21 protein-coding genes are annotated in these 21610 nt (G+C 62.0%); 8 read left to right on the top strand and 13 right to left on the bottom strand.

The features are described from left to right. Positions 1-80: 80 nt before the first annotated feature. Positions 81-875, top strand: a complete 795-nt coding sequence (locus tag LAQ73_RS14955) for a helix-turn-helix transcriptional regulator (protein ID WP_224269056.1) — start codon at positions 81-83, stop codon at positions 873-875. 9 nt (positions 876-884) lie between these two features. On the opposite strand, the gene LAQ73_RS14950 is transcribed toward LAQ73_RS14955, so the two are convergent. Next, complete coding sequence (locus LAQ73_RS14950; RefSeq protein WP_224269055.1) at positions 885-2222, bottom strand: amidohydrolase; 1338 nt, start codon at positions 2220-2222, stop codon at positions 885-887. Between the two features lie 85 nt (positions 2223-2307). Beyond that, complete coding sequence (locus LAQ73_RS14945) at positions 2308-3027, bottom strand: acyl-CoA synthetase family protein (RefSeq protein ID WP_224269054.1); 720 nt, start codon at positions 3025-3027, stop codon at positions 2308-2310. 201 nt (positions 3028-3228) lie between these two features. Here LAQ73_RS14945 and LAQ73_RS14940 point away from each other — a divergent pair, with 201 nt between their 5' ends. Together LAQ73_RS14940 and LAQ73_RS14935 are read left to right on the top strand one after the other, a co-directional pair. Then, positions 3229-4389 (top strand): glutathione-independent formaldehyde dehydrogenase, encoded by a 1161-nt coding sequence (locus LAQ73_RS14940; protein WP_224269053.1) that lies wholly within the window; start codon positions 3229-3231, stop codon positions 4387-4389. 255 nt (positions 4390-4644) lie between these two features. Continuing rightward, positions 4645-4797: a hypothetical protein gene (locus LAQ73_RS14935; protein WP_168191268.1), complete on the top strand. Its 153-nt coding sequence runs from the start codon at positions 4645-4647 to the stop codon at positions 4795-4797. An 11-nt stretch (positions 4798-4808) separates the two neighbouring features. Here the strand turns inward: LAQ73_RS14935 and LAQ73_RS14930 are convergent, their stop codons facing one another. The 5 genes from LAQ73_RS14930 to LAQ73_RS14910 form a co-directional block, all read right to left on the bottom strand. Beyond that, the gene (locus tag LAQ73_RS14930) at positions 4809-5984 is read right to left on the bottom strand and encodes a CobW family GTP-binding protein (RefSeq protein WP_224269052.1); all 1176 of its coding nucleotides are present in this window, start codon (positions 5982-5984) and stop codon (positions 4809-4811) included. 93 nt (positions 5985-6077) lie between these two features. Continuing rightward, positions 6078-6398, bottom strand: a complete 321-nt coding sequence (locus LAQ73_RS14925; protein WP_224269051.1) for a cupin domain-containing protein — start codon at positions 6396-6398, stop codon at positions 6078-6080. 165 nt (positions 6399-6563) lie between these two features. Next, positions 6564-7721 carry a molecular chaperone DnaJ gene (gene dnaJ / locus LAQ73_RS14920; protein ID WP_224269050.1) on the bottom strand — a complete coding sequence of 386 codons (1158 nt, stop codon included), beginning with the start codon at positions 7719-7721 and terminating at the stop codon, positions 6564-6566. Positions 7722-7843: 122 nt separating this feature from the next. Further along, positions 7844-9736, bottom strand: a complete 1893-nt coding sequence (gene dnaK / locus LAQ73_RS14915) for a molecular chaperone DnaK (protein ID WP_224269049.1) — start codon at positions 9734-9736, stop codon at positions 7844-7846. A gap of 173 nt (positions 9737-9909) precedes the next feature. After that, on the bottom strand, positions 9910-10587 hold the full coding sequence (locus tag LAQ73_RS14910) for a nucleotide exchange factor GrpE (RefSeq protein ID WP_317988511.1): 678 nt from the start codon (positions 10585-10587) through the stop codon (positions 9910-9912). Positions 10588-10796: 209 nt separating this feature from the next. Between LAQ73_RS14910 and LAQ73_RS14905 the strand changes: the two genes are divergently transcribed. After that, positions 10797-11519, top strand: a complete 723-nt coding sequence (locus LAQ73_RS14905) for a DUF2270 domain-containing protein (protein WP_224269048.1) — start codon at positions 10797-10799, stop codon at positions 11517-11519. Positions 11520-12137: 618 nt separating this feature from the next. Here LAQ73_RS14905 and LAQ73_RS14900 read toward each other — a convergent pair. Both LAQ73_RS14900 and LAQ73_RS14895 read right to left on the bottom strand, forming a co-directional pair. Then, positions 12138-12302 (bottom strand): hypothetical protein, encoded by a 165-nt coding sequence (locus LAQ73_RS14900; RefSeq protein ID WP_224269047.1) that lies wholly within the window; start codon positions 12300-12302, stop codon positions 12138-12140. Positions 12303-13145: 843 nt separating this feature from the next. After that, entirely contained in the window at positions 13146-13613 is a 468-nt protein-coding gene (locus tag LAQ73_RS14895; protein WP_224269046.1) for a hypothetical protein, read from the bottom strand. Positions 13614-13751: 138 nt separating this feature from the next. On the opposite strand from LAQ73_RS14895, the gene LAQ73_RS14890 reads away from it, so the two are divergent. Together LAQ73_RS14890 and LAQ73_RS14885 are read left to right on the top strand one after the other, a co-directional pair. Further along, on the top strand, positions 13752-14315 hold the full coding sequence (locus LAQ73_RS14890) for a hypothetical protein (RefSeq protein ID WP_224269045.1): 564 nt from the start codon (positions 13752-13754) through the stop codon (positions 14313-14315). Between the two features lie 296 nt (positions 14316-14611). After that, on the top strand, positions 14612-15274 hold the full coding sequence (locus LAQ73_RS14885) for a hypothetical protein (RefSeq protein WP_224269044.1): 663 nt from the start codon (positions 14612-14614) through the stop codon (positions 15272-15274). Between the two features lie 223 nt (positions 15275-15497). On the opposite strand, the gene LAQ73_RS14880 is transcribed toward LAQ73_RS14885, so the two are convergent. Both LAQ73_RS14880 and LAQ73_RS14875 read right to left on the bottom strand, forming a co-directional pair. Continuing rightward, complete coding sequence (locus LAQ73_RS14880; protein WP_224269043.1) at positions 15498-15938, bottom strand: hypothetical protein; 441 nt, start codon at positions 15936-15938, stop codon at positions 15498-15500. 995 nt (positions 15939-16933) lie between these two features. Beyond that, on the bottom strand, positions 16934-17677 hold the full coding sequence (locus tag LAQ73_RS14875) for a proteasome assembly chaperone family protein (RefSeq protein WP_224269042.1): 744 nt from the start codon (positions 17675-17677) through the stop codon (positions 16934-16936). 110 nt (positions 17678-17787) lie between these two features. On the opposite strand from LAQ73_RS14875, the gene LAQ73_RS14870 reads away from it, so the two are divergent. Together LAQ73_RS14870 and LAQ73_RS14865 are read left to right on the top strand one after the other, a co-directional pair. Continuing rightward, on the top strand, positions 17788-18744 hold the full coding sequence (locus LAQ73_RS14870; protein WP_224269041.1) for an RsmB/NOP family class I SAM-dependent RNA methyltransferase: 957 nt from the start codon (positions 17788-17790) through the stop codon (positions 18742-18744). Next, a complete protein-coding gene (locus LAQ73_RS14865; protein ID WP_224269040.1) occupies positions 18741-19298 on the top strand; it encodes a DUF7122 family protein in 558 nt (185 codons plus the stop codon). The genes LAQ73_RS14870 and LAQ73_RS14865 overlap by 4 nt, the downstream gene beginning before the upstream one ends. Before the next feature lie 18 nt (positions 19299-19316). Here LAQ73_RS14865 and LAQ73_RS14860 read toward each other — a convergent pair whose 3' ends face one another. Together LAQ73_RS14860 and LAQ73_RS14855 are read right to left on the bottom strand one after the other, a co-directional pair. Next, positions 19317-20039: a hypothetical protein gene (locus LAQ73_RS14860; RefSeq protein WP_224269039.1), complete on the bottom strand. Its 723-nt coding sequence runs from the start codon at positions 20037-20039 to the stop codon at positions 19317-19319. A gap of 64 nt (positions 20040-20103) precedes the next feature. After that, positions 20104-21609 (bottom strand): DUF790 family protein, encoded by a 1506-nt coding sequence (locus LAQ73_RS14855; protein ID WP_224269038.1) that lies wholly within the window; start codon positions 21607-21609, stop codon positions 20104-20106. Position 21610: the final 1 nt, after the last annotated feature.

The following is a 21610-nucleotide window of genomic DNA, read 5'->3' as shown; positions in this document are numbered from 1 at the left end:
CCGGCAGGCGACGTCGTTTCATCTATTGAAAAATATTCATAGTGCGAAACGCACTTGTGCGATTGCGGTAAAGGTGGCCTATGGAATCGGCGCTCGAAGATATCGAATTTCTTGCCCTCTCGGCGAACCGCGTCGAGGTGCTGGACGCACTCGCCGAGACACCACATACTCGCCGCGAACTTCAGGAGCGAATCGGAGCGTCACAACCGACGCTCGGTCGCATCCTCCGCGACTTCGAAGAACGAAACTGGGTCGAACAGACCGGTCGTGAGTACGCCGCGACGCCGACGGGACGACTGGTCGCGGAGGGTTTCTCGGACCTCCGGGAAATCGTCGAAACCGAACAGCGACTCCGCGACGTGGCGAACTGGTTGCCGACGGAGGTGATGACGTTCGACCTCCGTCGACTGCGAGACGCGACCATCACGGCCCCGACGCAGACCCGGCCGAACGCCCCTGTGCAGCGGGTGCTCGGCTTACTGCGGGACGGAGCGGGCGTGAAGATCGTCTCGCACGCGTTCAACGAGCAGAGCATGGGCGTGATTCGCCGGCGCGTCGCCGACGGCACACAGACGTTCGAGGGCGTCTTCTCGGCCGGCGCCATCGACGCCATCGCCGACGACTCCGCGCTCCGGGAACGTCTCCGCGAGCTGGTCGACCTGCCCGGCGCGGAACTTCGCATCGTAGACGACGACGTACCCGTCGCACTCACCATCACCGACGACGTCGTCCACCTGTTTCTCCGCGACGACGACGGGTTGCTCCAAGCGGCCGTCGACACCGACGACGACACGGTGTCGTCGTGGGCACACGACGTTCACGACCGGTACTGGAACGAGGCTCGGCCGCTGAACGCCGACGATCTCGCCGACTGAGTTCGCGTTTTACGCGTTGTACTCGCCGACGACCGTCTCGCGCATCCCACGTACGACCTCCAGATACTCGTCGACGGACCGTTTCTCGGCTTTCGCCGCCCGAATCTCGGCCTGCTTTTCGGGGTCGACCAGGAGGTCGATGACGAGCATCGCCGTCAGTTTCGCGGGGATGACGTACGCCATCTCCTCGTCGACGACCTCGAAGTCGCGGGCGTGGACCGCCCCCGAGAACCCGCCGACGTAGGGGTGGATTCCGGGGATGACCTGCGTCACGTCGCCCATGTCGGTCGACCCGGTGAGGTGAGGTTTCCCCGGCGTGAGCGCGTCCTCGCCCAAGAGTTCGGAAGCGTTCGCGTCGTACGTCGACACCATCGTCTCGTCCGTCCGAAGCGGCATGTAGCCCGGATAGTCCTCGATCTCGACGTCCGCACCGACGGCCATCGCGCCGGATTCGAGCGCTCGATTCGTCTTCTCGTTGGCGTCGACGACGGCGTCGATGCTGCTCGCGCGGACGTACGACTCCATCTGCACGTCGCTCGGGACGACGTTGACGCCGTCGCCGCCGTTGGTGACGATTGGGTGGACGCGAACGTGGTCGTCGTCGGCGAACGTCTCGCGGTTGGCGTGGACGGCGTTCATCCCGAGCATCGCCGCGTTGAGCGCGTTGACGCCCTCCTCGGGGGCGGCCCCGGCGTGCGATTCTGTCCCTTCGTAGGTGACGAACTTGCCGACGAAGCCGTTCGAGGAGAAGTCGCTCGTGACGACGCGCTCGGGCGTGTCGCTGCCGGCGTGAATCATCATCGCGCAGTCGACGTCGTCGAGGTGCCCCCGGCGAATGAGCTCCTGTTTGCCGCCGAGGAACTCCACTTCGCCGCTCTCGACCAGCGTTCGGCGGTAGCCCAAATCGAGATACTCCTCGGCGGGCACGGCGATGAAGTCGATAGCGCCCTCCAAGTCGTCGACGACGCCCGCCGCCGTGAGTCCGTACGCCGCGCCGACGAGGTTCGCGAGCTGCGCGTGGTGGCCGCAGGCGTGACACGCACCCGTTTCGGGGTTCGCCTTCGGATGTGCAGGGTTGACGAGCGCGTCGAGTTCGCCGAGGACGGCGACGACGAACTCGCTCGCATCGTCGGTCCCCCACCGGGCTTTCGCGCCGGTGACGGCGATGTTCTCCTCGACGTCGAGTCCCATTCCCTCCAGTTCGGCGACGACCTTCCGGGTCGTCTCGGTCTCTTTGAACCCGAGTTCCGGTTCCGCTTCGACGTCTTCGGCGAAGGTGACGATGTCGTCGGCGTGTGCGTCGATGGCTTCGACGGCCCGGCGTTTTCGGTCGGCTACGTCGGTCATGGCAGGTGATTTCACCGGACGAACGTAGCGTTTGGGTGTCCGGCAGTTCGCGCAGTCGGTTGCGTCCGCGAGAGCGAGTAGAGGGCTATCGGGCGAGGACGCCCGCCGGGTCGACGACGGTGGGCTCCGGCACGTCGTCCGTCGCACTCACGGCGAAGTCTCCGGAGTTCCCCACGTCGGCGTCGGCGAGAACAACCGTCGCCCCGGCGAGAAGCGGCGCAACGACGCCCGCGACGACGACGCCGGAGTGCGACAGCGAGCTACGGACGACGACGCGCGAGGCGTCTGTCAGGGCGTACTCGTCGACGACACCCTCAGCGAACTCCAGCAGTTCCGCGTGCGTGTACGACTCGTCGTCGACGAGCGCCGGCGTAGAGGGAGCCACGTCGTACGGCGGAATCGCCGGGTTCTCGCTCCAGACCTCAGTCTCCCAGTGAGTCGTCTCCGGGCGGGTCGGGCGGCCGCCGTAAACGACCAGTTTCGTTCCCGGCGAGGGGTCGAAACTCGTCTCGCGGTCGACAGTGGCGACGACGAGACGCGTCTCGTCGTCGCCGCGGACCTCGAAGCGGACAGGCGACCCGAGCAACGACGCGCCGAAGAAGGCCAGAAGCGACTCCGGCGACCCGACGGGTTCGATTTCGACACCTCGTCCGCCCGCGAGGCCGAGATGTCGAAAGACGTTCCCGGCTTTCCACGCCGTCGTACAGAAGTCGTGGTAACTCATCGTCCGGTCGGCCGCCGGAAGATGGACCGCCGAGCGGTCGGTCCGCCGGTCGCGCGCGACAATCTCTCCCAGAACGTTCACGACTTCGATACGGAGAGGTCGAAGAAAAACACACCGAGGAGTCGACGACGGGGCGTCTCGATCCGAAGTCGAGACAGTGTTCGAGAACGATAGCAAATTCATCACGACCGATGCTAACACTCCCGACGTAACTCAACTTGTCTTGGATTAGATATAATAGTCTGTCTGAGGGGTTACCATGTGAGGTTATAGCAAATGTCAATGAACGCTGTCGTTTACAAGGGACCGCACGAGGTCGCCGTCGAAGAAGTGGACGAACCCGAAATGGAACACCCCAACGACGTCATCGTCGACATCACGACGTCGTGTATCTGCGGGTCGGACCTACACATGTACGAGGGTCGTACGTCGGCGGACCCGGGCATCGTCTTCGGACACGAGAACATGGGCATCGTCGAGCAGGTCGGCGAGGGCGTCGACACGCTCGAGGAGGGCGACCGCGTCGTCATGCCGTTCAACGTCGCCTGCGGGTTCTGTCAGAACTGCGAGAACGGCTACACCGGCTTCTGTACGAACGTCAATCCCGGTTTCGCCGGTGGGGCGTATGGATACGTCGCGATGGGACCGTATAAGGGCGGACAGGCGGAGAAGCTCCGCGTTCCGTACGCGGACTTCAACGCGCTGAAACTCCCGGAGGGCGACGAACACGAGGACGCGTTCTCGCTTCTGGCGGACATCTTCCCGACGGGGTGGCACGGAACGCGACTCGCGGACCTCCAGCCCGGCGAGTCCATCGCTATCTACGGTGCGGGTCCGGTCGGGCTGATGGCGGCGTACAGCGCGAAGATTCAGGGTGCCTCCGAGATCTACGTCGTCGACCGCGTCGACAGTCGCCTCGAACTCGCCGAGCAGCACTGCGACGCGATGCCGATCAACTTCGAGGAATCGGACCCGATAGAGCAGATAAAGGACGCTCACGGCGAAGGAGTCGACAAAGGCGTCGACGCGGTCGGTTATCAGGCCATCGACCCCGAAACCGACCTCACCGACGACGCCTACGACCCGGCGCGCGAGAACCCGGCGGTCGTCCTCAACCAGCTCATCGAGACCGTCCGTCCGACGGGCAAGCTCGGGATTCCGGGGCTCTACGTCCCTTCGGACCCCGGCGCGCCCGACGAGATGGCCGCGCAGGGACGTCTCGGCATCGACTTCGGGACACTGTTCGAGAAGGGTATCGCACTCGGAACCGGCCAGTGTAACGTCAAGCGCTACAACCGACAGCTCCGCGATATGATCATCGAAGGTCGCGCCGACCCGACGTTCGTCGTCTCGCACCGCGTCGGCCTCGACGAGGCACCGGAGATGTACGAGCGCTTCGACAACCGCGAGGAGGGCGTTACGAAGGTTCTGCTGGAACCGTAAACGCCGGTACCCGTTCCCTTTTTAGGCTCGAACCCACGCGTCGTGGTGATTCTCTCTCAGGTGCGTCTGGTACGCTTGCACCATTTCCGTGTACGATGTCGTAATCATCGACCACTCACAGTGGTCGCAACGTCCGGTTATCACAGTTGGTCACACATTCTCACTCACGCTCACTTATCAATTTTCTTATTTCGTTTCCTCGAAATAGTCACAGATGGAAGGTATAAGGGTGGACGCGACGTATCTATCGTGACAATGTGCCAGTACTGTAACTACGCGATGGAGGGGTGGACCGAGCTACTCCAGTACGACACCGTCTATCAGGACGCCATCGGGAAACGGAAGGCGGCGAACGCGAACTACGGATTCGACGAGTCGTGGGACGAACTCCGCGAGGAGTTCGCCTGAGCGAAGGCCGCTCAGTCGTCGACGGTCACCGCCAGCGGGAACGGGTCGTCGCGCGCGGGCGGTTCGCCGCGTTCGGCGTCGTTCGAGAGACAGTCGTCGAGTTCCGCGCGGAGCGCCGTTTCGTCCATCTCGCTCCCGATGAAGACGAGTCGCGTCCGCGGGGCGTCCTCGTCGCCCCACTCACCGATGGGACCCGCCTGCACCGACGGCCCCGCCTGACTCAGCCCCATCACCGACTCCTCCCGGTCCGCGAGGAGGAAAAAGCCCTTCGCGCGAACGATGCTTCCGTCCCAGTCTCGAAGCCACGCCGCGAACCGGTGCGGATGAAACGGCGTCTCCGTCGCGTAGACGAACGACGAGACGCCGTGGGCCTCGGCGGCAGTCAGTCCGCCGCGGTCGTGCTCGTGGCCGTGCCCGTGCCCGCCCTCGTCGTGAGAACCTCCCGTCTCCGTCTCTCGCTCGTGTTCGGCGAGGCGGCGTTTCCAGCCGACGTTCTTCCGGGCTTCGTCCACGTCGAACCGGCCGGTGCCGAGGATGCGCTCGGGGTCGACCTCCGAGTAGGTCGTCCGGGTGAGCTCCGCCCGAGGTTGCAGTTCGCGGATCACCGACTCGATGCGGTCGAGTTCGTCGTCGGGCACCATGTCGCACTTGTTCAGAAGGAGGACGTCGCAGAACTCGATCTGGTCGACGAACACGTCGGCAAGCGGGCGGTCCACCGACGCCGACTCCTTGCGCGTCGTCGGGTCGAACTCCTTCCAGAACCCGTAGGCGTCGACGACCGAGACGGTGGTGTCGAGTCGGTAGTGGTCGGTCGGGTGGACATCGCTCTCGGGCGAACCTTCGACGAACGACCGCGCGACGGGCAGCGGTTCGCTGATACCTGATGACTCGACCAGCAGGTAGTCGAACGACCGGGTCTCGGCGAGTTTCGCCGTTTGTTCGAGCAGGTCGCCCTGCAACTCACAACAGATACAGCCGTTCGAGAGGTCGAGAACGCCCTCCTCGCTGTCGTCGGCGTCGGCGAGCAGTTCGGCGTCGACGTTCACCTCGCCCATGTCGTTGACGACGACGGCGACTTCCATTCCGCGTCGGTTCTGCAACACGTGGTTGACGAGCGTCGTCTTCCCCGCCCCAAGATAGCCGCTGACGACGGTGACCGGGATTCGGTCGGCGTCGGTATCGCTCATATCACGTGGGACGGTACCGAGTAACGTATCCTCTGGCACCGTCACTGGTCGGTGACACTCATCGAATCAGACGAGAGGAGACGGAACGCTTCGCTACGGCGCGCCCGCGAGCACGAGCGTGCTGTCCTCGTCGCTGACGCGAATTTGCCGCGTCGCCTCCGGCGGGATGCGGACGGCGTCGCCGGGTTCGAGCGTTACGTCGTCGCCGTCGATGCTGACCGTCGCGCCGCCGTCAATGAGCAGGTACACCTCCTCGTGACCCTCGTCGCCGTGGTCGTGTTCCATCCCCGACCACCCCGCCTCACAGTCGAGCACCGTCACACCGAGGTTGTCGGTGTCGAGCGCGTCGCGGAGAAAGTGCATTCCGTCGGATTTCGGTTCGACGTCTCGGTAGTTGACTTTCGAGTGGGACACACGGAGGGTTCGGTAGCCAGTTGGAAGTAAGTTGGTTGCGGAGGCTGGTTGAGACAGCTGTTCTGTACCGCGAGCGAGGCCGTAAGGCCGAGATGAGCGACCATTTTGTGCAGATTTTTGCAAGTGGGGGTGCGCTTCGCGCACCCTCCGCAGCAAAAAGGCGCGTTAGAATGAGTTCTTTATCTTCTCGAAGAAGCCTTCCTTCACGTCGACCTCCTCGCCGCCGGCCTCGGCGAACGCTTCCAGCGCCTCGCGCTGTTCTTTGCTCATCTGTTCGGGCGTCACGATCTGCACCTGCACGTAGAGGTTGCCCTCGCCGCGGCGGCGGAGTCGCGGCATCCCCTTACCTTGGAGGCGGAACGTCTCGCCGCTCTGGGTCCCCTCCGGGATGTCCATCTCGACGCTGCCGCCGAGCGTTGGGATTTCGACGGTCGCGCCGAACACCGCCTGCGGGAACGAGATGGGATGCTGGTAGTGCAGGTCGTCGCCGTCGCGCTCGAAGTCGTCGTGCGGGCGAACCTGCACGTCGATGAGCAGGTCGCCGTTCGGGCCGCGGTTCTCCCCGGGGGCACCTTCGCGCTCCATCCGTAGCGTCTGGCCGTTCTGGATGCCGGCCGGCACGTCGACGGTGAGCGACACCTCCTCGCGGACGATGCCGTCGCCGCCGCAGGTGCCGCAGGTCTCGTCGTACAGTTCCCCGTCGCCGCCGCAGCGGCGGCAGGTCGTCGTCTGCTGGACGCGGCCGAACGGCGTCTGCGACACCTGCGTGACCTGGCCTCGACCGTTGCACTCCGGACAGGTCTCGGCGTCGGCGTCGGCGGGGTGGCCCTCGCCGTCGCAGTCCGGGCAGTGCTCGGGTCGCGTGATGGTCACCTGCTTCGTGACGCCCTCGTACACGTCGTCGAGGTCGAGCGTCAGGTTCGTCCGGAGGTTGCGGCCCTGTCTCGGGCGGTCCTGCTGGCCGCGGCCGTTGCCGCCCGCGCCGCCGCCGAAGAACTGGTTGAAGATGTCCTCGAAGCCGCCTCCACCGCCCGCACCGCCGAAGGGGTTGCCGCCGCCGAACCCGCCTGCGCCGCCACCGACGCCGCCGCGTTTCTCGGCCTCCTCGAACCGGTCGTGACCGACCTGGTCGTACATCCGACGCTTCTCGTCGTCGGTGAGCACCTCCTTGGCCTTCTTGACCTTCTTGAACTTCTCGTCGGCGTCAGGGTCGTCGCTCACGTCCGGGTGGTACTCCGCGGCTTTCTTCCGGTACGCCTTCTTTATCTCGTCCTCGTCGGCGTCGCGCGACACCCCGAGTACGTCGTAGAAGTCCTCGCTCATCAGTTATCTCTCGTTATTCGGGGGAACTACTTGAACGGAATGGCTCGGCGGCAGTCGTCGTGGGTCGTGTGAAGAATACTACTCGTCGAATCGGTGCTGGAGTGATGGGTTGGGCGAGTGGCTTACTCGTCCTCGTCCACGTCCTCGAAGTCGGCGTCGACGTACTCGTCGCCGTCGTCCGACTCGTCGCCGCCCATGTCACCCATACCGCCGGGGCCCGCGCCGCCGGGACCGCCCGCCGCGCCGCCCGCGCCGCCGGGTCCGGCCTGCGCCTGCTGCTGGTACATCTTCTTGCCGATCTCCTGCAGTTCCTTCGAGAGGCTCTCGGTCGCGTCTTCGAGTTCCTCGGTCGAAGCGTCCTCGTCTTCGAGCGTCGCCTCGACGTCCTCGATGGCCGACTCGATGTCGGCGTAGAGGTCGTCGTCGATGTTCTCCTCGTTCTCGTCGAGGAGTTTCTCTGCGCGCTGGACCGCGCCTTCGGCCTCGTTGCGGGCCTCGATGCGCTCGCGGCGCTGCTTGTCCTCCTCGGCGTGTTGTTCGGCTTCCTCCTGCATCCGCTCGACCTCCTCGTCGGAGAGCCCCGCGCCGCCCTCGATGGTGATGTCCTCTCTGTTGCCGGAGCCTTTGTCCTCGGCTTCGACGTTGACGATGCCGTTCTCGTCGATGTTGAACGTCACCTCGATCTGCGGCGTTCCGGCGGGCGCTGGCGGGATGCCCGTCAGCTGGAACTCGCCGAGCAGTTCGTTGTTCTGCGCCATCTCGCGCTCACCCTGGAAGACGCGCACCTGCACGGAGGTCTGGTTGTCCGCCGCGGTGGTGAAAATTTTCGACTCCTCCGTGGGGATGGTCGTGTTCTTCTCGATGAGGCGCTCGAACAGGCCGCCCTTGACCTCGATACCGAGGCTGAGCGGCGTCACGTCCAAGAGGACGATATCGTCGACTTCGCCGCCGAGGACGCCGCCCTGGATGGCCGCCCCGAGCGCGACGGCCTCGTCGGGGTTGACGTTCTTCTTCGGTTCTTTGCCGACGAGCTCCGTCACTTTCTCTTGGACCTGCGGCATCCGGGTGGAGCCACCGACGAGGATGACTTCGTCGATGTCGGATTTCGAGTAGCCGGCGTCCGAGAGCGCCTGCTCGGTCGGGTCGACGGTGCGGTCGATGAGGTCCGACGTGAGGCTCTCGAACTTCGCGCGCGTGAGCGACTGTTCGAGGTGGACCGGCCCGGAGTCGGTCGCCGTGATGAACGGGAGGTTGATGTCGGTCTCCTTGCGCGAGGAGAGTTCGATCTTCGCTTCCTCGGCCGCGTCCTTCAGACGCTGGAGCGCCTGTCGGTCCTCGCGGAGGTCGATGCCGTGGTCGTTCTCGAACTCCTGGGCGAGGTAGTCGATGACGGCCTCGTCCCAGTCGTCGCCGCCGAGATCGTTGTCGCCGTTGGTGGCGACCACTTCGTAGACGCCGCCGCCGAGGTCGAGAATAGAGACGTCGAAGGTGCCGCCGCCGAGGTCGTAGACGAGAACGGTCTGGTCGGAGTCGTCGTCGAGGCCGTACGCCATCGACGCCGCCGTCGGTTCGTTGATGATACGCTCGACGTCGAAGCCGGCGATCTCGCCGGCGTCTTTCGTCGCCTGGCGCTGTCGGTCGTTGAAGTACGCGGGGACCGTGATGACCGCCTTCTCGACGTCGTCGCCGAGGTACTCCTCGGCGTCGCGCTTGATCTTCTGGAGGATCATCGCCGAGATCTGCTCGGGCGTGTACTCCTCGCCGTCGACCTCCACGGTGAACTCTTCCTCGCCCATGTGACGCTTGATGGAGCGGAACGTGCGGTCGGGGTTCTGGATGGCCTGGTTCTTCGCCGGTTTGCCGACGAGTCGCTCGTCGTCGGTGAACGCAACGACGGAGGGAGTCGTGCGGTCGCCCTCGGCGTTGACGATGATTTCGGGGTCGCCACCTTCCATCACCGCGAACGCGCTGTTCGTGGTACCGAGGTCGATACCGAGAATCTTGTTAGTCGCCATTTGCCGACAACTACCGGTTTGCGCCGGTTAAAGGTTACTAGACTGGACGGCGGGAGCGAGGAAAACACCTCGTCCCCCGCTTGCGATTTTCTATCGGCGCGCCGGACGAGGTCGGCGGATTTTTATCGACGCGCTTTCCGAGCGGACGGCCCGGTTCGGCCCGCGTCGAGCGACTACTCGTCGCCCTTGCTCACCGTCACCTGCGCCGCGCGGATGACCTTCTCGGCCATCTCGTAGCCCGGTTGGTAGACGTCGGCGACGGTGCCCTCGGGGTGGTCGCTGTCGACGCGCATCATCACCTCGTGGCGCTGGGGGTCGACGGCCTCGCCGGGGTCGGGTTCGATGGGTTCGACGTTCTCGTCGTCGAGGACGCGGTCGAACTCCTTGAGCGTCGACTCGACGCCGGGGCGGATGTCGGCACCCTCCTCCTGGTCGAGTGCCCGCAGGAGGTTGTCGCGGACGCCGACGAGGCGCGACACCAACTCCTCGGTCGCGCGGTCACGGATGTCGTCCTGCTTCTTCTTCGCACGCTTCTTGTAGTTCTGGAAGTCCGCCTGCGTGCGGCGCAGACCCGCCTCCAGTTCCTCGACGCGGTCGTCCTTCTCGGCGAGTTCGGCTTCGAGTTCGTCCGCGCGCGTCTGTAACGCGGCCACGTCGGCGGCGAGGTCGTCGTCGTACTCCGCGGCGCGCCCGGCGAGACCTTCGCTCGTCGGCGCTTCTTCCGATTCGCCGCCGCGCTCGCCGCTTTCGGTCGCCTCGGCTCCCGCCGTCGACGCGTCTTCGACGGGTTCTTCGGGCGTCTCCTCGGTCTGTCGCTCCGCCGCTGACTCGTCAGTAGCGTCGTCGGTCATAGTCGGACTGTACCGCTGGTTCGGCTTAAGGATTGCAGAAACAAACGGCGGGCGGTGGCGGGACGGTAGCGGTGGACGACTCTGCGAGAATGGATAGAGATTGACAGTAAACGCGTGCTGAATACAACGCGCTTGTTCGATGTACACCAAATCATAGTTTCTCGAAACGCTCTCTCCCTGTTTATGTGAAGGGGAAACGTACCTACGATATGACCGAGGCAGACAGCGATGAGTTCGACCCAACTGCGCCCGAACAGCGGGAGATAGGGCGAGAGATGGTTGACCAGAGTACCGGACTTGGGTCGGTGATGGCCCATTTCTACCGCGGAGAGATGGATCGTGTCACGACGTGGCGACAGCGCCTCGACCAGACGACGACGTGGGCGGTGACGGTGATGGCGGCCATCTTGACGTGGGCATTTTCGAGTCCCGACAACCCCCACTACATTTTGCTCATTGGGGTAGTCGTCGTTACCGCCTTTCTCGGCATCGAAGCGCGACGGTATCGGGACTACGATGTCTTTCGCTCGCGGGTTCGAATGCTCCAAGAGAACTTGTTCGCGAACGCCCTTGACCCAACGCAAGAAGTTGAACATCAAAACTGGCGAGCGGAGTTGAGTGCGGACTTCCGCGTCCCGACCCTGAAAGTCTCCTTCCAAGAAGCGCTCGCCAACCGGCTTCGACGCGTGTACCTCGCCCTGCTCGGGGTCTTACTCGCTGCATGGGTCTTTCGGATTACAGCGTTTACGCCGCCACGTCAAACCTGGCTTGAAGCCGCTAAAATAGCTTACATCCCCGGAATTGTCATGGTTACTCTCGTCGGTGCGTTCTACGTGATACTGGTAGGCGTTGTGTTTTGGCCCCGAGAACGCCACGCCAAAGGTGAATTCCGTGAAGGCGACCCCGGCGAGTGGAAAGAAACGAACCAATAAATACACGCTCTGTATCTCGCATGCTGTTTCTGGCAAGAATTGGGTAGGTTTCTACGGTCGTGCTGAATACAGCGCGCGACTACAGCAGATTTCTCACACCGAACCACAGGGCTGTCTATTGCTGAATGCAGAGGGCGAACTTATCAGTGGGTAGACTGTATTCGAGTATAGAGATGGATTCCTATCCCAAATTTCTGCTTGCTGCTGCAACAGGCTTGTTAATGGGGATTCCTCTTTGGCTAGCCATCTTCTACCCTGAGATACTCTCCATCAGACTGTTCACTAGTGTAGCATTCTGGGTTCCTATGGCTACTCTACTCCTCGTAATGCTATTCGGATTTTGGATAGGTCAGCGGTCAAAATTCGCGTAACCTGTTCTTCTCTTGAACTCAATACACATGTCCACTTAGCGGTTAGTTCAGAGCCGATGGGGCGAAATAAATGGGGTTTCAGTGAGAGATACACCCTCTGTATCTTGCACTCCGTTACTGACAGTGGTTGAGGAGTTCATTCACCGGCTGCTGAATAGAGTGCGCATATCGGTTATCGGTTCAGCGCTCGATGTGGGCGCTAATCAAATCGCTCAGTACAGGTGAGCTGGCTAACGGTAGGCAATAATCAGTTCTGCTGGGTTTCAAGTTCTTCCACTCGTCGTTTCAGTTCCTCTATCTCTTCGTCATCGGCCCCGCCAGTCGCACGGCTAATGAGTGCAACAACGCCGATGAATACCGGGACAGTCACAATCAGGAAGAGGAGGAGAATGAACCACGTTTCAGGGGACATACTCGCGAGATTATCAGTGACTCAATTGATTCTTTCGGACGTCTACTGAACGGTTAGTTCAGCGTTGGTGAGTCGAAATAAATGAGGCTTCTGTGATGGCTGCAACCTCTGTAGTCAGCACGCGATCTCTGACACCGGAAAGAGAGGTTCCAGCGATAGTGCTGAATACAGAGCGCGAATCTTGAATTGGTTCCGTCAGGGGATCATTTTGACCGACAGCCTCAGTACTTATTCAGCCAGAATATGATTTGTGAACATGGCTTCTGGCCGCCGGTTACTCTCGATTTGGTTTGCCTTCCACCTGTCTGTCGGTATTGGCTTGATGGGAGTCACCAACGCGCTACTCAGAGGGACAGAAGTATCTCAGGGAATTCCGTTAGTGATTGGGGCCGCCGGTGCGTTGATGGCAGCATACGTCCTTCTCCGAAGGTTCCCTGAACTCAAATCCGGTGTGGTCTGGCGCTGCGGATTTCTCACTACTGTGTTGTTCATCTTCGGAAATGTCGTTACACCAAACGGCATTTACTCTCCCACTGGCGAGAGTTCACCACTCACTATTGGACTTCTCTGGCTCGTCGCGATGGCAGTCGCGTATGGGGTGAGTGTGAGAGGTGGCTATGCATGGCTTTTGAACCGACTTGTTTCTCGGTGACTACTCTAATCTCAGCAAATCGTTCCGGTGGCCAACACGAGGAATCGCCTGATGAACTCACCTTCTGTATCTTGCAATCCGTTACTGACAGCTGTCGTGGAGTTCGTCGAGGCTGTGCTGCATACACAGCGCGAATCGGCCACTGGTCAGTAGTGGTCTGGCGAGGAATCAGATTGGTAGATACAGACTGACTATGTATCGGTGGTCTCTGCGTTGCACTTGTTGTGCCTCCATATCGAGATTTTTTCAGGACTGTCGGAGAACGGTAATCCGAGTTTAATATTGAGGCTCCAACAAGGGTATCCCCACTCGTAGATTTTCGCTTGAGTCCATGCGTCGTCTGGTTGATTGTCTCCCTTCGCGTATAGTGTGTATAACCCTGCCTCCGTCGGATAGCTGGAAAATTCCCCGCCACCTGCATCGTTCTTCTCTCTATCACCGGATGTGACCTGAATCGACGACCAGTAGACGACCTCATCACCATCCTGAAGCACTGCATGGACGGTGTGTTGGCTCTCGGTATGGTTCGATACCGACAGTTCGACCAGACGACTCTCAGTTATTGATTCTTCTTGGGGCGAAGAACACCCAGCGAGGCCAACCCCAAGAGCGGCCCCACCAAGTTGGAGAATTTTTCGGCGAGTTGGAGAGTAAACCATATTCCAGCATCTTCTCAGTTGGATATAGTCTTTGTGTAGTTACTAATCTGACCAATTCGCACCACGAATTGCTCAATCCAGAGCGTGAATTGATTAGTGCAGACAAAATATTTACCGATTCGACAGTTTCTCAAAATCATGGATAGACGACAATTCTGCCTCGGTACAACTACTGTTCTGGCACTTAGTATCTCCGCAGGCTGTTCCACGACCACGAGTTCTTCCCCCACTGCAACGGAGTCCCCGGCCAGCGAAGGAGCAGATGGAGTCACTCCGACAGCCTCTCCTACACCCGATCCCCTTCCGAACGTCCCAAAACCAACCAGTAACTGCGAGATAAGTGAACTACCTGACTCAACCTATCCATCTCTGCCTTCCTCGGTTTCAAAATCAAGTGTGGTGAACTATTCTCTTGAATTTGAGAAGGCGTACTCTTCGGCAACCGTGGAAAACAAGCGGGAGGTCACCTTCAGCGGCTTCGATGGATGGGACACCAAGGTCATGCAGAGGACGAAAGCAGGGTTTGTCGTCCGAGTGTGGGTGAGCTTAGACTTCACGAAGGAAGGCGGCAGCACGACAGTTGCAGGGAGCGAGGAGTTCTACGGGTGGTATTACGTCACGGATGACTTCGCCGTTCACGCACCCGGAGATTCGTCGGGCTCAATTCCTTCGACCGGGTGGGAAACGGTCGCTTGTAAATAGGCATGCTCTACCTATCGGTCTGTTCAACTCATTCAGTGTAAAACAAAGGACGGCGGCTTGCTGAATACACCCTCTGTATCTCGCACGGTTTTTTGACACCATCTCGGTAGATCATTGGGGGAGATGCGAGATACAACGCGCGTATCGGTCATCTGGGGTTTGCTGATAAAAACGGTCGAAGGAGTGGTAAAGATAGGAGTATAGTTTACAAATTTGCAAACAGTTAAGACTCCAGGTTTCTGGAGGAATATCTCTGGGAGGGAAAGATTGAGATGGTCTCTCTTAACAGTAGGAATATGGTTTCTGTCGAAAGGATTTCGTTTGTGACTACTGGCCACGAAGCGGATGAACAACTGATTCGAGAGTATATCGTCCCTTCTCTTAATCGCCTCGAAACAATCGAGGGCTGTGAAGGAGTGCGATTTTCTCGCTTTGGGCAGGATACACGATATGAGAAGAGTGAGGTGATTCTCGGAATCTATGGGGAGTACGAAGCGGTCGTTGAAGCCGAACGTGAGCGGTGGGACGAACTCGTCGAAGAAGGTTTTGCCGAATCGTGGTCACGGAAAGGGATGCCCTTCGCCAACCGACCGGAGGACGTGCAGGAAATCCTCGGAGAAGCCTACATTCTTGGGAGCCATATGGCCGCAGAGTATTACGAAACCTTCGACGAGCGCCCCGGCTTGGTTGAGGAGGTAACTGATGATGCTGGCCGTCGATACGGTCTCTGGTCGGCGTTCCACGTCCTCGCCAATAACATCGGGTGTGACCCAGAAGAAGAGGTTGATGCCTACGACATCCTTCTCCGGGATAGACTTATTGCACTCACTGAACTCCGTGGTCACGATTTTGTGCGCACCCAGATTGACGAACTCCGAGCAGCACTTGACGAACTTGAAGAGACGGTCGATGAACTCGAAGAACAGGGGGGGTTCGAATACTACGACGGGCCCGAGTGACCAGTAGACACACCCACCTAACGACTGTATCGCCACCGAGAACGTGAAACGAACGAGATCTGATTGCTGAATACACGCTCTGTATCTCGCAGCCCGTTGCTGACAGCAGTCGAGGGTTTCGCTTACCGACTGCTTAATAGAGAGCGCGTATCTCACACAGAATTATCTCCCGATTCAATCAGATTGGATTGGTCAGTACAGAGCGTGAGTGTAACAGATGTTGTTAGTGATTGTCCGATTCACACCCTCCGAGTAAGACGAGCAACGGTGTTTCTGGCCAATCACCAGTGACAACAGCGACGCTGTAACATTCGTTTTCAGAACCTCTGGCCGCATCAATTGTGGCGTCTCTCCACTTGCTCTCGGGTATCTTGGCCCGAATAGTCCACTGGCGTGCATCCGGGTTCTCTTTCCACTCGTTGATGGTGTACTGTGGCCGTTCTTGTTCTGACCCCGGGTCCAGTTGATACGATGCCTGATGCACGGAAGCGCCGTCACGGAGGACTTCGAGCGAGACGTTGAACGGGTCTGCAATACTGTTCGCCAGCGTCACTGCTCCGAGTGTATCGGCTCGCATCCCAAGTTCGGCTTCGAGAGTTGCATATCCTGTTACCGACGTGAGGGCAGGCGTACCGAGGACTGCGAGGGCCTGACGGCGATTCATGTTGGTTACTACACCGAAAGGACGGTAAGTGCCTTCTGCAAAACTGATTCATCCGCAGGCACATTCTATCGGCTAATTCAGGATTCATTTGGAGAAAATGACGCAGTTCCCGTGCTGACTACATCCTCTGTATCTCGCAGCCCGTTACTGACAGCAGTCGAGGGTTTCGCTTACCGACTGCTGAATAGAGAGCGCAAGTCGGGCACGGAGAAGTCCTCGGGCAAGCTATTCAGTTCACTCAATACATCGTGTCAATTTATTAATCCTCGGCCACCAGGTTTCTTCATGTCCTCCCTCCACGAATTGTCTTCGTCGAGAAGAAAATGGAAGCGAGCCCTCCTGAGTAGTGGCGTCGCTAGCGTCGTTTATACTGGTATTGTCCTCGGGTACAGTGCGCTCACGCCCGACATACAGATCACCGGCTCATTCTGGTCATCAGTTGGAATTGGATTGCTCTTCGCGTACGGGACAATTGGAGTTCCAATCGTGCTCTGGGTGCGCTATCGAATTCGAGGTCCGTCCATTCTCATGGGACTCGTCCTACTGTTCTGGCACGTCTTGATTTACCTGCCCGTTCTAGGGGGTGAAGGAGGTGACGCACCTGCATTCGCCTTGGTGCTCTTTTGGGCACCGTTCTATCTGCTTGCGTATGGTCTACTTGCCGGGGGTGAGTATTGGCTCCGGAGACGAAATGTCGCCACCCCTGTGTCACAGACCTAATTTTCGGTGGTGAACTCGCACGAGACACACGCTCTGTATCTCGCACGGTTTCGCCAAACTGTCTTTGATTGAGGATTTCTAACAGAGTCCGGTGACCTGAACTGCGCAGAGCGGTGTGATCAGGGTCAGAGTGAGATATTGTACCGCGAGCGAGCCCGCAAGGACGAGCGAGCGGCCCGAGGAATCCTCGAAGGCGCGGAGCGCCTGAGAGGGTGACGCTGTGTTTTGGTGCAGTTTTGCCGAGGGCCGCGAAGCGGCCCGCAGCGCAAAAGGTGCTATTGGTACATCCGCAGCGGCTGCGCCTGCGAACTCTCGTCGTTCTCGGCGTTCTGAAGGCGCTGGGCGAGTTGCTGCTTGGCCTCTCGAATCTCCTCGGCCCGGTCGACCAGGTCGTCTGTCGGCACCTCGATATCCAACAGCGCATCGATACCCTCTGTGACGACGACGCGGGCCGCCTCCGGGTCGGGGAACTGCGGGTCGGACTCGACGACGAGACCGACGGCGTTCTGGTCGTTCTCGATGGCGTAGCTCAACAGCGCGCCGGTCGGCCCGGAGACGAGGCCCATCTCGGCGGGCGAGTCGATGCCGGCTTCGTCAAGCATCGACGCGGCGTCGCCGGTGCCGATGCCGTAGAGTTCGGGCGGTTCCTCGTCCTTCTCACGCGGGAGACCGCTGATGTAGACGGGCGTGAGCCGTTTCTCGTCGAACCAGTCGCTCAGACAGTCGGCGAACTCTGTGGCCGCGCCGGGCGAGATGGGCACGTCGCTCTGCAGAACGAGCAGGTCGCGCTCGGTATCACCGTAGATGCGCACCGGCGGGTGGATGCTCCGGTCGTCGTCGCGATAGACGGCGACCTTCGGGATGCTCTCGCAGTAGACGTTCGCGTAGTGGTTCATCTCGAACGTCTCGACGAGGTGGTCGGCGGCAATCTTTCCGACCAGTCCGACGCCGGGAAGGCCCTCTACGAGCAGCGGTTCATCGAACTCGAGGTCGTCGGCGAGCACGTTGATTCGCGCCATAGGCGGTGAGACGAAGGCCAACGTTGTAAAACCGCCCCGCCAGGGCGACAGAATCGGCTCCGCGCGCCCACTCCGAAACCGACAAACGCGCCGCCGGGAAACTCGACTACATGAACCCCTTGGAGCGGTACGCGCCGCTCGTCGACGACGAGGAGGCGTTCTTCGCGGCCTGCGAGCGACCGCTTCCGTCCGTCGTCCGCGTGAACACCATCAAGACGACGCCCGAACGCGCCCGCGAGGCGCTCGACGAGGAGGGCGTCGGCTACGAACCGGCCGGCTGGCACGACGAGATACTGAAACTCGACGGTCGCAGTCCCGGGACGACGTGGCCGTACTTCCACGGCTGGCTCCACGGCCAGGAGGAAGTGTCGGCGCTCCCGGCGCTGGCGGTCGACCCGCGGCCCGGCGAGTTCGTCTGGGACGCCTGCGCCGCGCCGGGCAGCAAGACGACCCAACTCGCCGCGCTGATGGACGACACCGGCCTCTTGGTCGGCAACGACAACAACCTCGGGCGGCTCTCGGCGCTCCGGCACAACGCCGAGCGACTCGGCGTGACGAACCTCGCGGTGACGAACCAAGACGCCAGAAATTTCTCGCTCAAGCCGTTCGGCTCCGACCAGTTCGGCGGCCGCGAGAGTAGCGAACTCGACGGCGCGGCGCGGGAGGCGTTCGACCGGGCGCTCGTCGACGCCCCCTGCTCCTGTGAGGGCACCGTCCGGAAGAACCCCGACGTGCTCGACCAGTGGACGATGGACCACGTCTACAGCGTCGCCGGTATCCAGAAAGGCGTGCTCCGCCGCGCGATTCAGGCGACGAAACCCGGCGGCACCGTCGTCTACTCCACCTGCACGTTCGCACCCGAGGAGAACGAGGCCATCCTCAGCCACGCGTTGGAGGAGGAAGACTGCCGGATGGTTGAGTTCGACTCGCCGCTCGAAACGGTGCCGGGCGTCACCGAGTGGGAGGGCGACGAGTACCACCCCGACGTGACGAAGGCCCACCGCGTCTACCCGCACCACAACGACACGGGCGGGTTCTTCTGTGCGAAACTGGAGGTGGAAGCATGAGCGACGAGGAGAGTGGAGCCGGCGGCGAGAGCGCGGAGGACCCGACGAACTCCGGCCAGCAGTTCGACCGCCTCCCGGCCACCGCCGCCGACCGCGAGGTGCCCGGCCGGGCGACTCGCGAGGAGGTCGTCGGCTGGTGGGAGGAGCGCTTCGGTATCCCGCCGGAGACGTTCGACGGCTTCACCTTCTGGGAGAAGGGCAAGGGCAAAATCTGGGCGTTCCACGGCGACACCGCCGACCCGATACGCATCGAGGGGCTCGGCATGTCGTTCCTCCGGACGCGACAGGAGCACTGGAAACCGACGACGAACGCCGTCCAGCGCTTCGGGAGAGAAGCGAGTAAAAACGTCGTCGAGCTCTCCGGCGAGGCGGCGAAACGGTTCGCCGCCGGCGAGGACCAAGAGGTGGAGTGGGACGGCGACTGGGGCTATCTCGTCGTCGCTCACGAACTCGTCGGAGAGACCGAGCCGATGGGCGTCGGCCTGTATCTCCACGGCGAACTCCGGTCGACGGTCCCGAAGGGGCGGCAGGAGTCGCTTCCGGTGCTCGACTGAACGACCACGACCGCTCGGTCACTCGCTCATCGAGGCGGTGAACGTTTGCTCCGACACGTCTGCGTACAGCGCTTCCACGTCCTCACCGAGCCGGTCGAGTGCGCCCGTCGTCCCGCAGGCGACGCGGAACAGCGACACCGTGTCGAACACCGACCCGAGCCAGACGGCGTCGTCGAAGAACACGCCGAAGCGGTGGCCCGTCGCCTCGAAGGGGTACGTGTCGTGGTCTCGACTGTCGAGACGCCACGCGACGTACACCGCGCCGCCGCCGGGCGGTCGCCACGGTTGGAACCATCCGCGGAACTTCCCCTTCCGACCGACGAGTTCGTGGTGATGAATCTCACCGGTAGCGGCGGCCTCCGGCGGGGCGAGAAACACTTCGCTGTCGAAGACGGTGGGTATCGCGCCGACGTGCGGCGACAGCATCGACTCGGTGAGCGTCGCGAGTTCCGATCGAAGTCGGTCGGAGACGGTCTCCGAGAGCGTCGCGGCGTACCGACGCGTCCCCGGGCGTTCCGGGAACGCGCCGTAGCCGAACCGGAGTTCGTCGCGTGCAGCGCGGTACGTCCCCAGTCGGCCGGAGGCCGGACCTACCCGCCACGCGACGTAGAGACCGCCGGTCCGCCCGGCCCACGGCTGAATCACGCCCTCGTAGTCGACGTCGTCACCGCCGAAGGTACACGGGATAGGGTCGCCGCGTCGAGCGTTCTCGGTCGGCGCCGGTCCCCCTGAGTCGGTCATATTGTCGGAACGCAGGCGAGCGGTAAGTGCTTTTTATCGGCTCTCTGTCACCCTCGCCGTGTCGTCAGCCTTTCTCGCGGAGCGTCCCTCCGCCCAGACCCTCCCACTCGACCCGGTAGCCGAGCCCCGAGAGCACCGCGCTGGCGTCGTCGACGCCGCGGGAGTCGAGCACGGACTCGGCCGCCGAGAGCGACATCCCGGCGTCGAGTTCCTCGCGCAGTTCGTCGAGGACGGCCGGGCGGACGAGCGTCCGACCGAGCCGTTCGTGGGCCGGGAACCGCCGGTCTTCGACGGCTTCGACGCCGACGCCCAACTCGGCGGCCACCGCCTCGAGCGTCGTCACGTCGGGGTCGGGGTCGAGTTCGTCGGGAACGTCGGCTGCCGCGGCGGCGACGAGGTCGGTTTCGTACTCGCGGAGCACGTCGACGACGTCTTTCACCCGCACGCTCCCCGTGTACGGAATCGCGCGGTGGTCGCGAGCGCGAATCTCCTCGCCGACGCCGAGCGACTCGTCGACGGCGACGACCATGTCGACGGCTTCGAGCTCCGCCAGTTGCGAGAGCTTCTTCTCGACGTACTCGGGCGTCCAGAAACCCATAATCTCGAAGTAGATCCGAAAGTCGGCGAACTCGTAGTCGAACGCGAAGTCGGGAATCATCACGCGATAGCCGGTTTCGAGCGGTTCGGGTTCGCGTACGAGGTCCCAGTCGAGATTCAGGGCGGCGAAGCGGGCGGCGAAGTCGGCTTCGACGCCGCTGTCGTACGTCGGTTCGGCGACGGGGTCGACGCCCGGCACCGACACGTCCTCGTTCGTGAGCGTCATCTCGCGTTCGGTTCCCCTGTCGTCGACGGTCGCCGTGAGCGACCACTCCGGCGCTTTGGCGGCCGTCCGAAGCAAGCGGGCGAAGCCGGTGCCGTAGCGGCGGGTTCGTCGAAACAGCGCGTCGGGACCGGTGACGAGGACTTCTCGTCCCGCCGCAGTCTTTCGAATCTCGTACATCAGCCGCAACCGCTTCACCGCCGAGACGAGCGCCTTCGGGTCCGAACTCCGAACCCTGACTTCGGTGGCGTCGAAGAGGGCGGTCTGCGCGAGCGAGAGGTTATATTGAGAGAGGAGTTCGTCGGGTGACCACCGCGAGTCGAACGCGGCGAGTCGCTGGTTCACGTCCCGGTCGGCGTACAGCGACCCCTCCACGTCGGCGACGTCGACGCCTAGCCGGTCCGCCGCGGCGTCGACCGCCGCCGCTCGTTCGCCGTCGGTGGCGACGCCGCCGACGGATTCGGCGCTCTCGAAGACGACGCGGCGGGTTCGTTCCGGCGGTACCGCGGCGTCCGTCTCGAACGTCGCCTCCCGGTCGGCCAGCGCCGCGAACCCGCGGACGAGTTTGAAGTCGTCCGCGCCGGCTTCGAGCCCCGACAGCGCCTCGGTGAGCGCCGCCCGACGCTCGCCGACGTGGCCCTGGTAGGTGCCGAGCACCTTCGCCGCCAGCGGACGACGCGACGAGTCGACGAACTGCGGGTGGTAGCCGCCGCCGCGGCGCGACACCCGGAGGAGGTCTTTCGTCAGCACA

The sequence above is a fragment of the Haloprofundus salinisoli genome, from assembly GCF_020097815.1.
In the GTDB taxonomy this organism is placed as follows: Archaea; Halobacteriota; Halobacteria; order Halobacteriales; family Haloferacaceae; genus Haloprofundus; species Haloprofundus salinisoli.
Note: the sequence above shows the minus strand (reverse complement) of the source record. Positions and strands in the feature narration are given on the sequence as shown.

Coding starts and splice junctions, on each gene's coding strand:
- dnaJ (WP_224269050.1), bottom strand. CDS start 7,721: ATGAGCGAGGACTTCTACGACGTACTCGGGGTGTCGCGCGACGCCGAC.
- dnaK (WP_224269049.1), bottom strand. CDS start 9,736: ATGGCGACTAACAAGATTCTCGGTATCGACCTCGGTACCACGAACAGC.
- LAQ73_RS14895 (WP_224269046.1), bottom strand. CDS start 13,613: ATGGTTTACTCTCCAACTCGCCGAAAAATTCTCCAACTTGGTGGGGCC.
- LAQ73_RS14955 (WP_224269056.1), top strand. CDS start 81: ATGGAATCGGCGCTCGAAGATATCGAATTTCTTGCCCTCTCGGCGAAC.
- LAQ73_RS14930 (WP_224269052.1), bottom strand. CDS start 5,984: ATGAGCGATACCGACGCCGACCGAATCCCGGTCACCGTCGTCAGCGGC.
- LAQ73_RS14905 (WP_224269048.1), top strand. CDS start 10,797: ATGACCGAGGCAGACAGCGATGAGTTCGACCCAACTGCGCCCGAACAG.
- LAQ73_RS14900 (WP_224269047.1), bottom strand. CDS start 12,302: ATGTCCCCTGAAACGTGGTTCATTCTCCTCCTCTTCCTGATTGTGACT.
- LAQ73_RS14935 (WP_168191268.1), top strand. CDS start 4,645: ATGTGCCAGTACTGTAACTACGCGATGGAGGGGTGGACCGAGCTACTC.
- LAQ73_RS14875 (WP_224269042.1), bottom strand. CDS start 17,677: ATGGCGCGAATCAACGTGCTCGCCGACGACCTCGAGTTCGATGAACCG.
- LAQ73_RS14910 (WP_317988511.1), bottom strand. CDS start 10,587: ATGACCGACGACGCTACTGACGAGTCAGCGGCGGAGCGACAGACCGAG.
- LAQ73_RS14870 (WP_224269041.1), top strand. CDS start 17,788: ATGAACCCCTTGGAGCGGTACGCGCCGCTCGTCGACGACGAGGAGGCG.
- LAQ73_RS14890 (WP_224269045.1), top strand. CDS start 13,752: ATGGATAGACGACAATTCTGCCTCGGTACAACTACTGTTCTGGCACTT.
- LAQ73_RS14865 (WP_224269040.1), top strand. CDS start 18,741: ATGAGCGACGAGGAGAGTGGAGCCGGCGGCGAGAGCGCGGAGGACCCG.
- LAQ73_RS14860 (WP_224269039.1), bottom strand. CDS start 20,039: ATGACCGACTCAGGGGGACCGGCGCCGACCGAGAACGCTCGACGCGGC.
- LAQ73_RS14940 (WP_224269053.1), top strand. CDS start 3,229: ATGAACGCTGTCGTTTACAAGGGACCGCACGAGGTCGCCGTCGAAGAA.
- LAQ73_RS14885 (WP_224269044.1), top strand. CDS start 14,612: ATGGTTTCTGTCGAAAGGATTTCGTTTGTGACTACTGGCCACGAAGCG.
- LAQ73_RS14880 (WP_224269043.1), bottom strand. CDS start 15,938: ATGAATCGCCGTCAGGCCCTCGCAGTCCTCGGTACGCCTGCCCTCACG.
- LAQ73_RS14950 (WP_224269055.1), bottom strand. CDS start 2,222: ATGACCGACGTAGCCGACCGAAAACGCCGGGCCGTCGAAGCCATCGAC.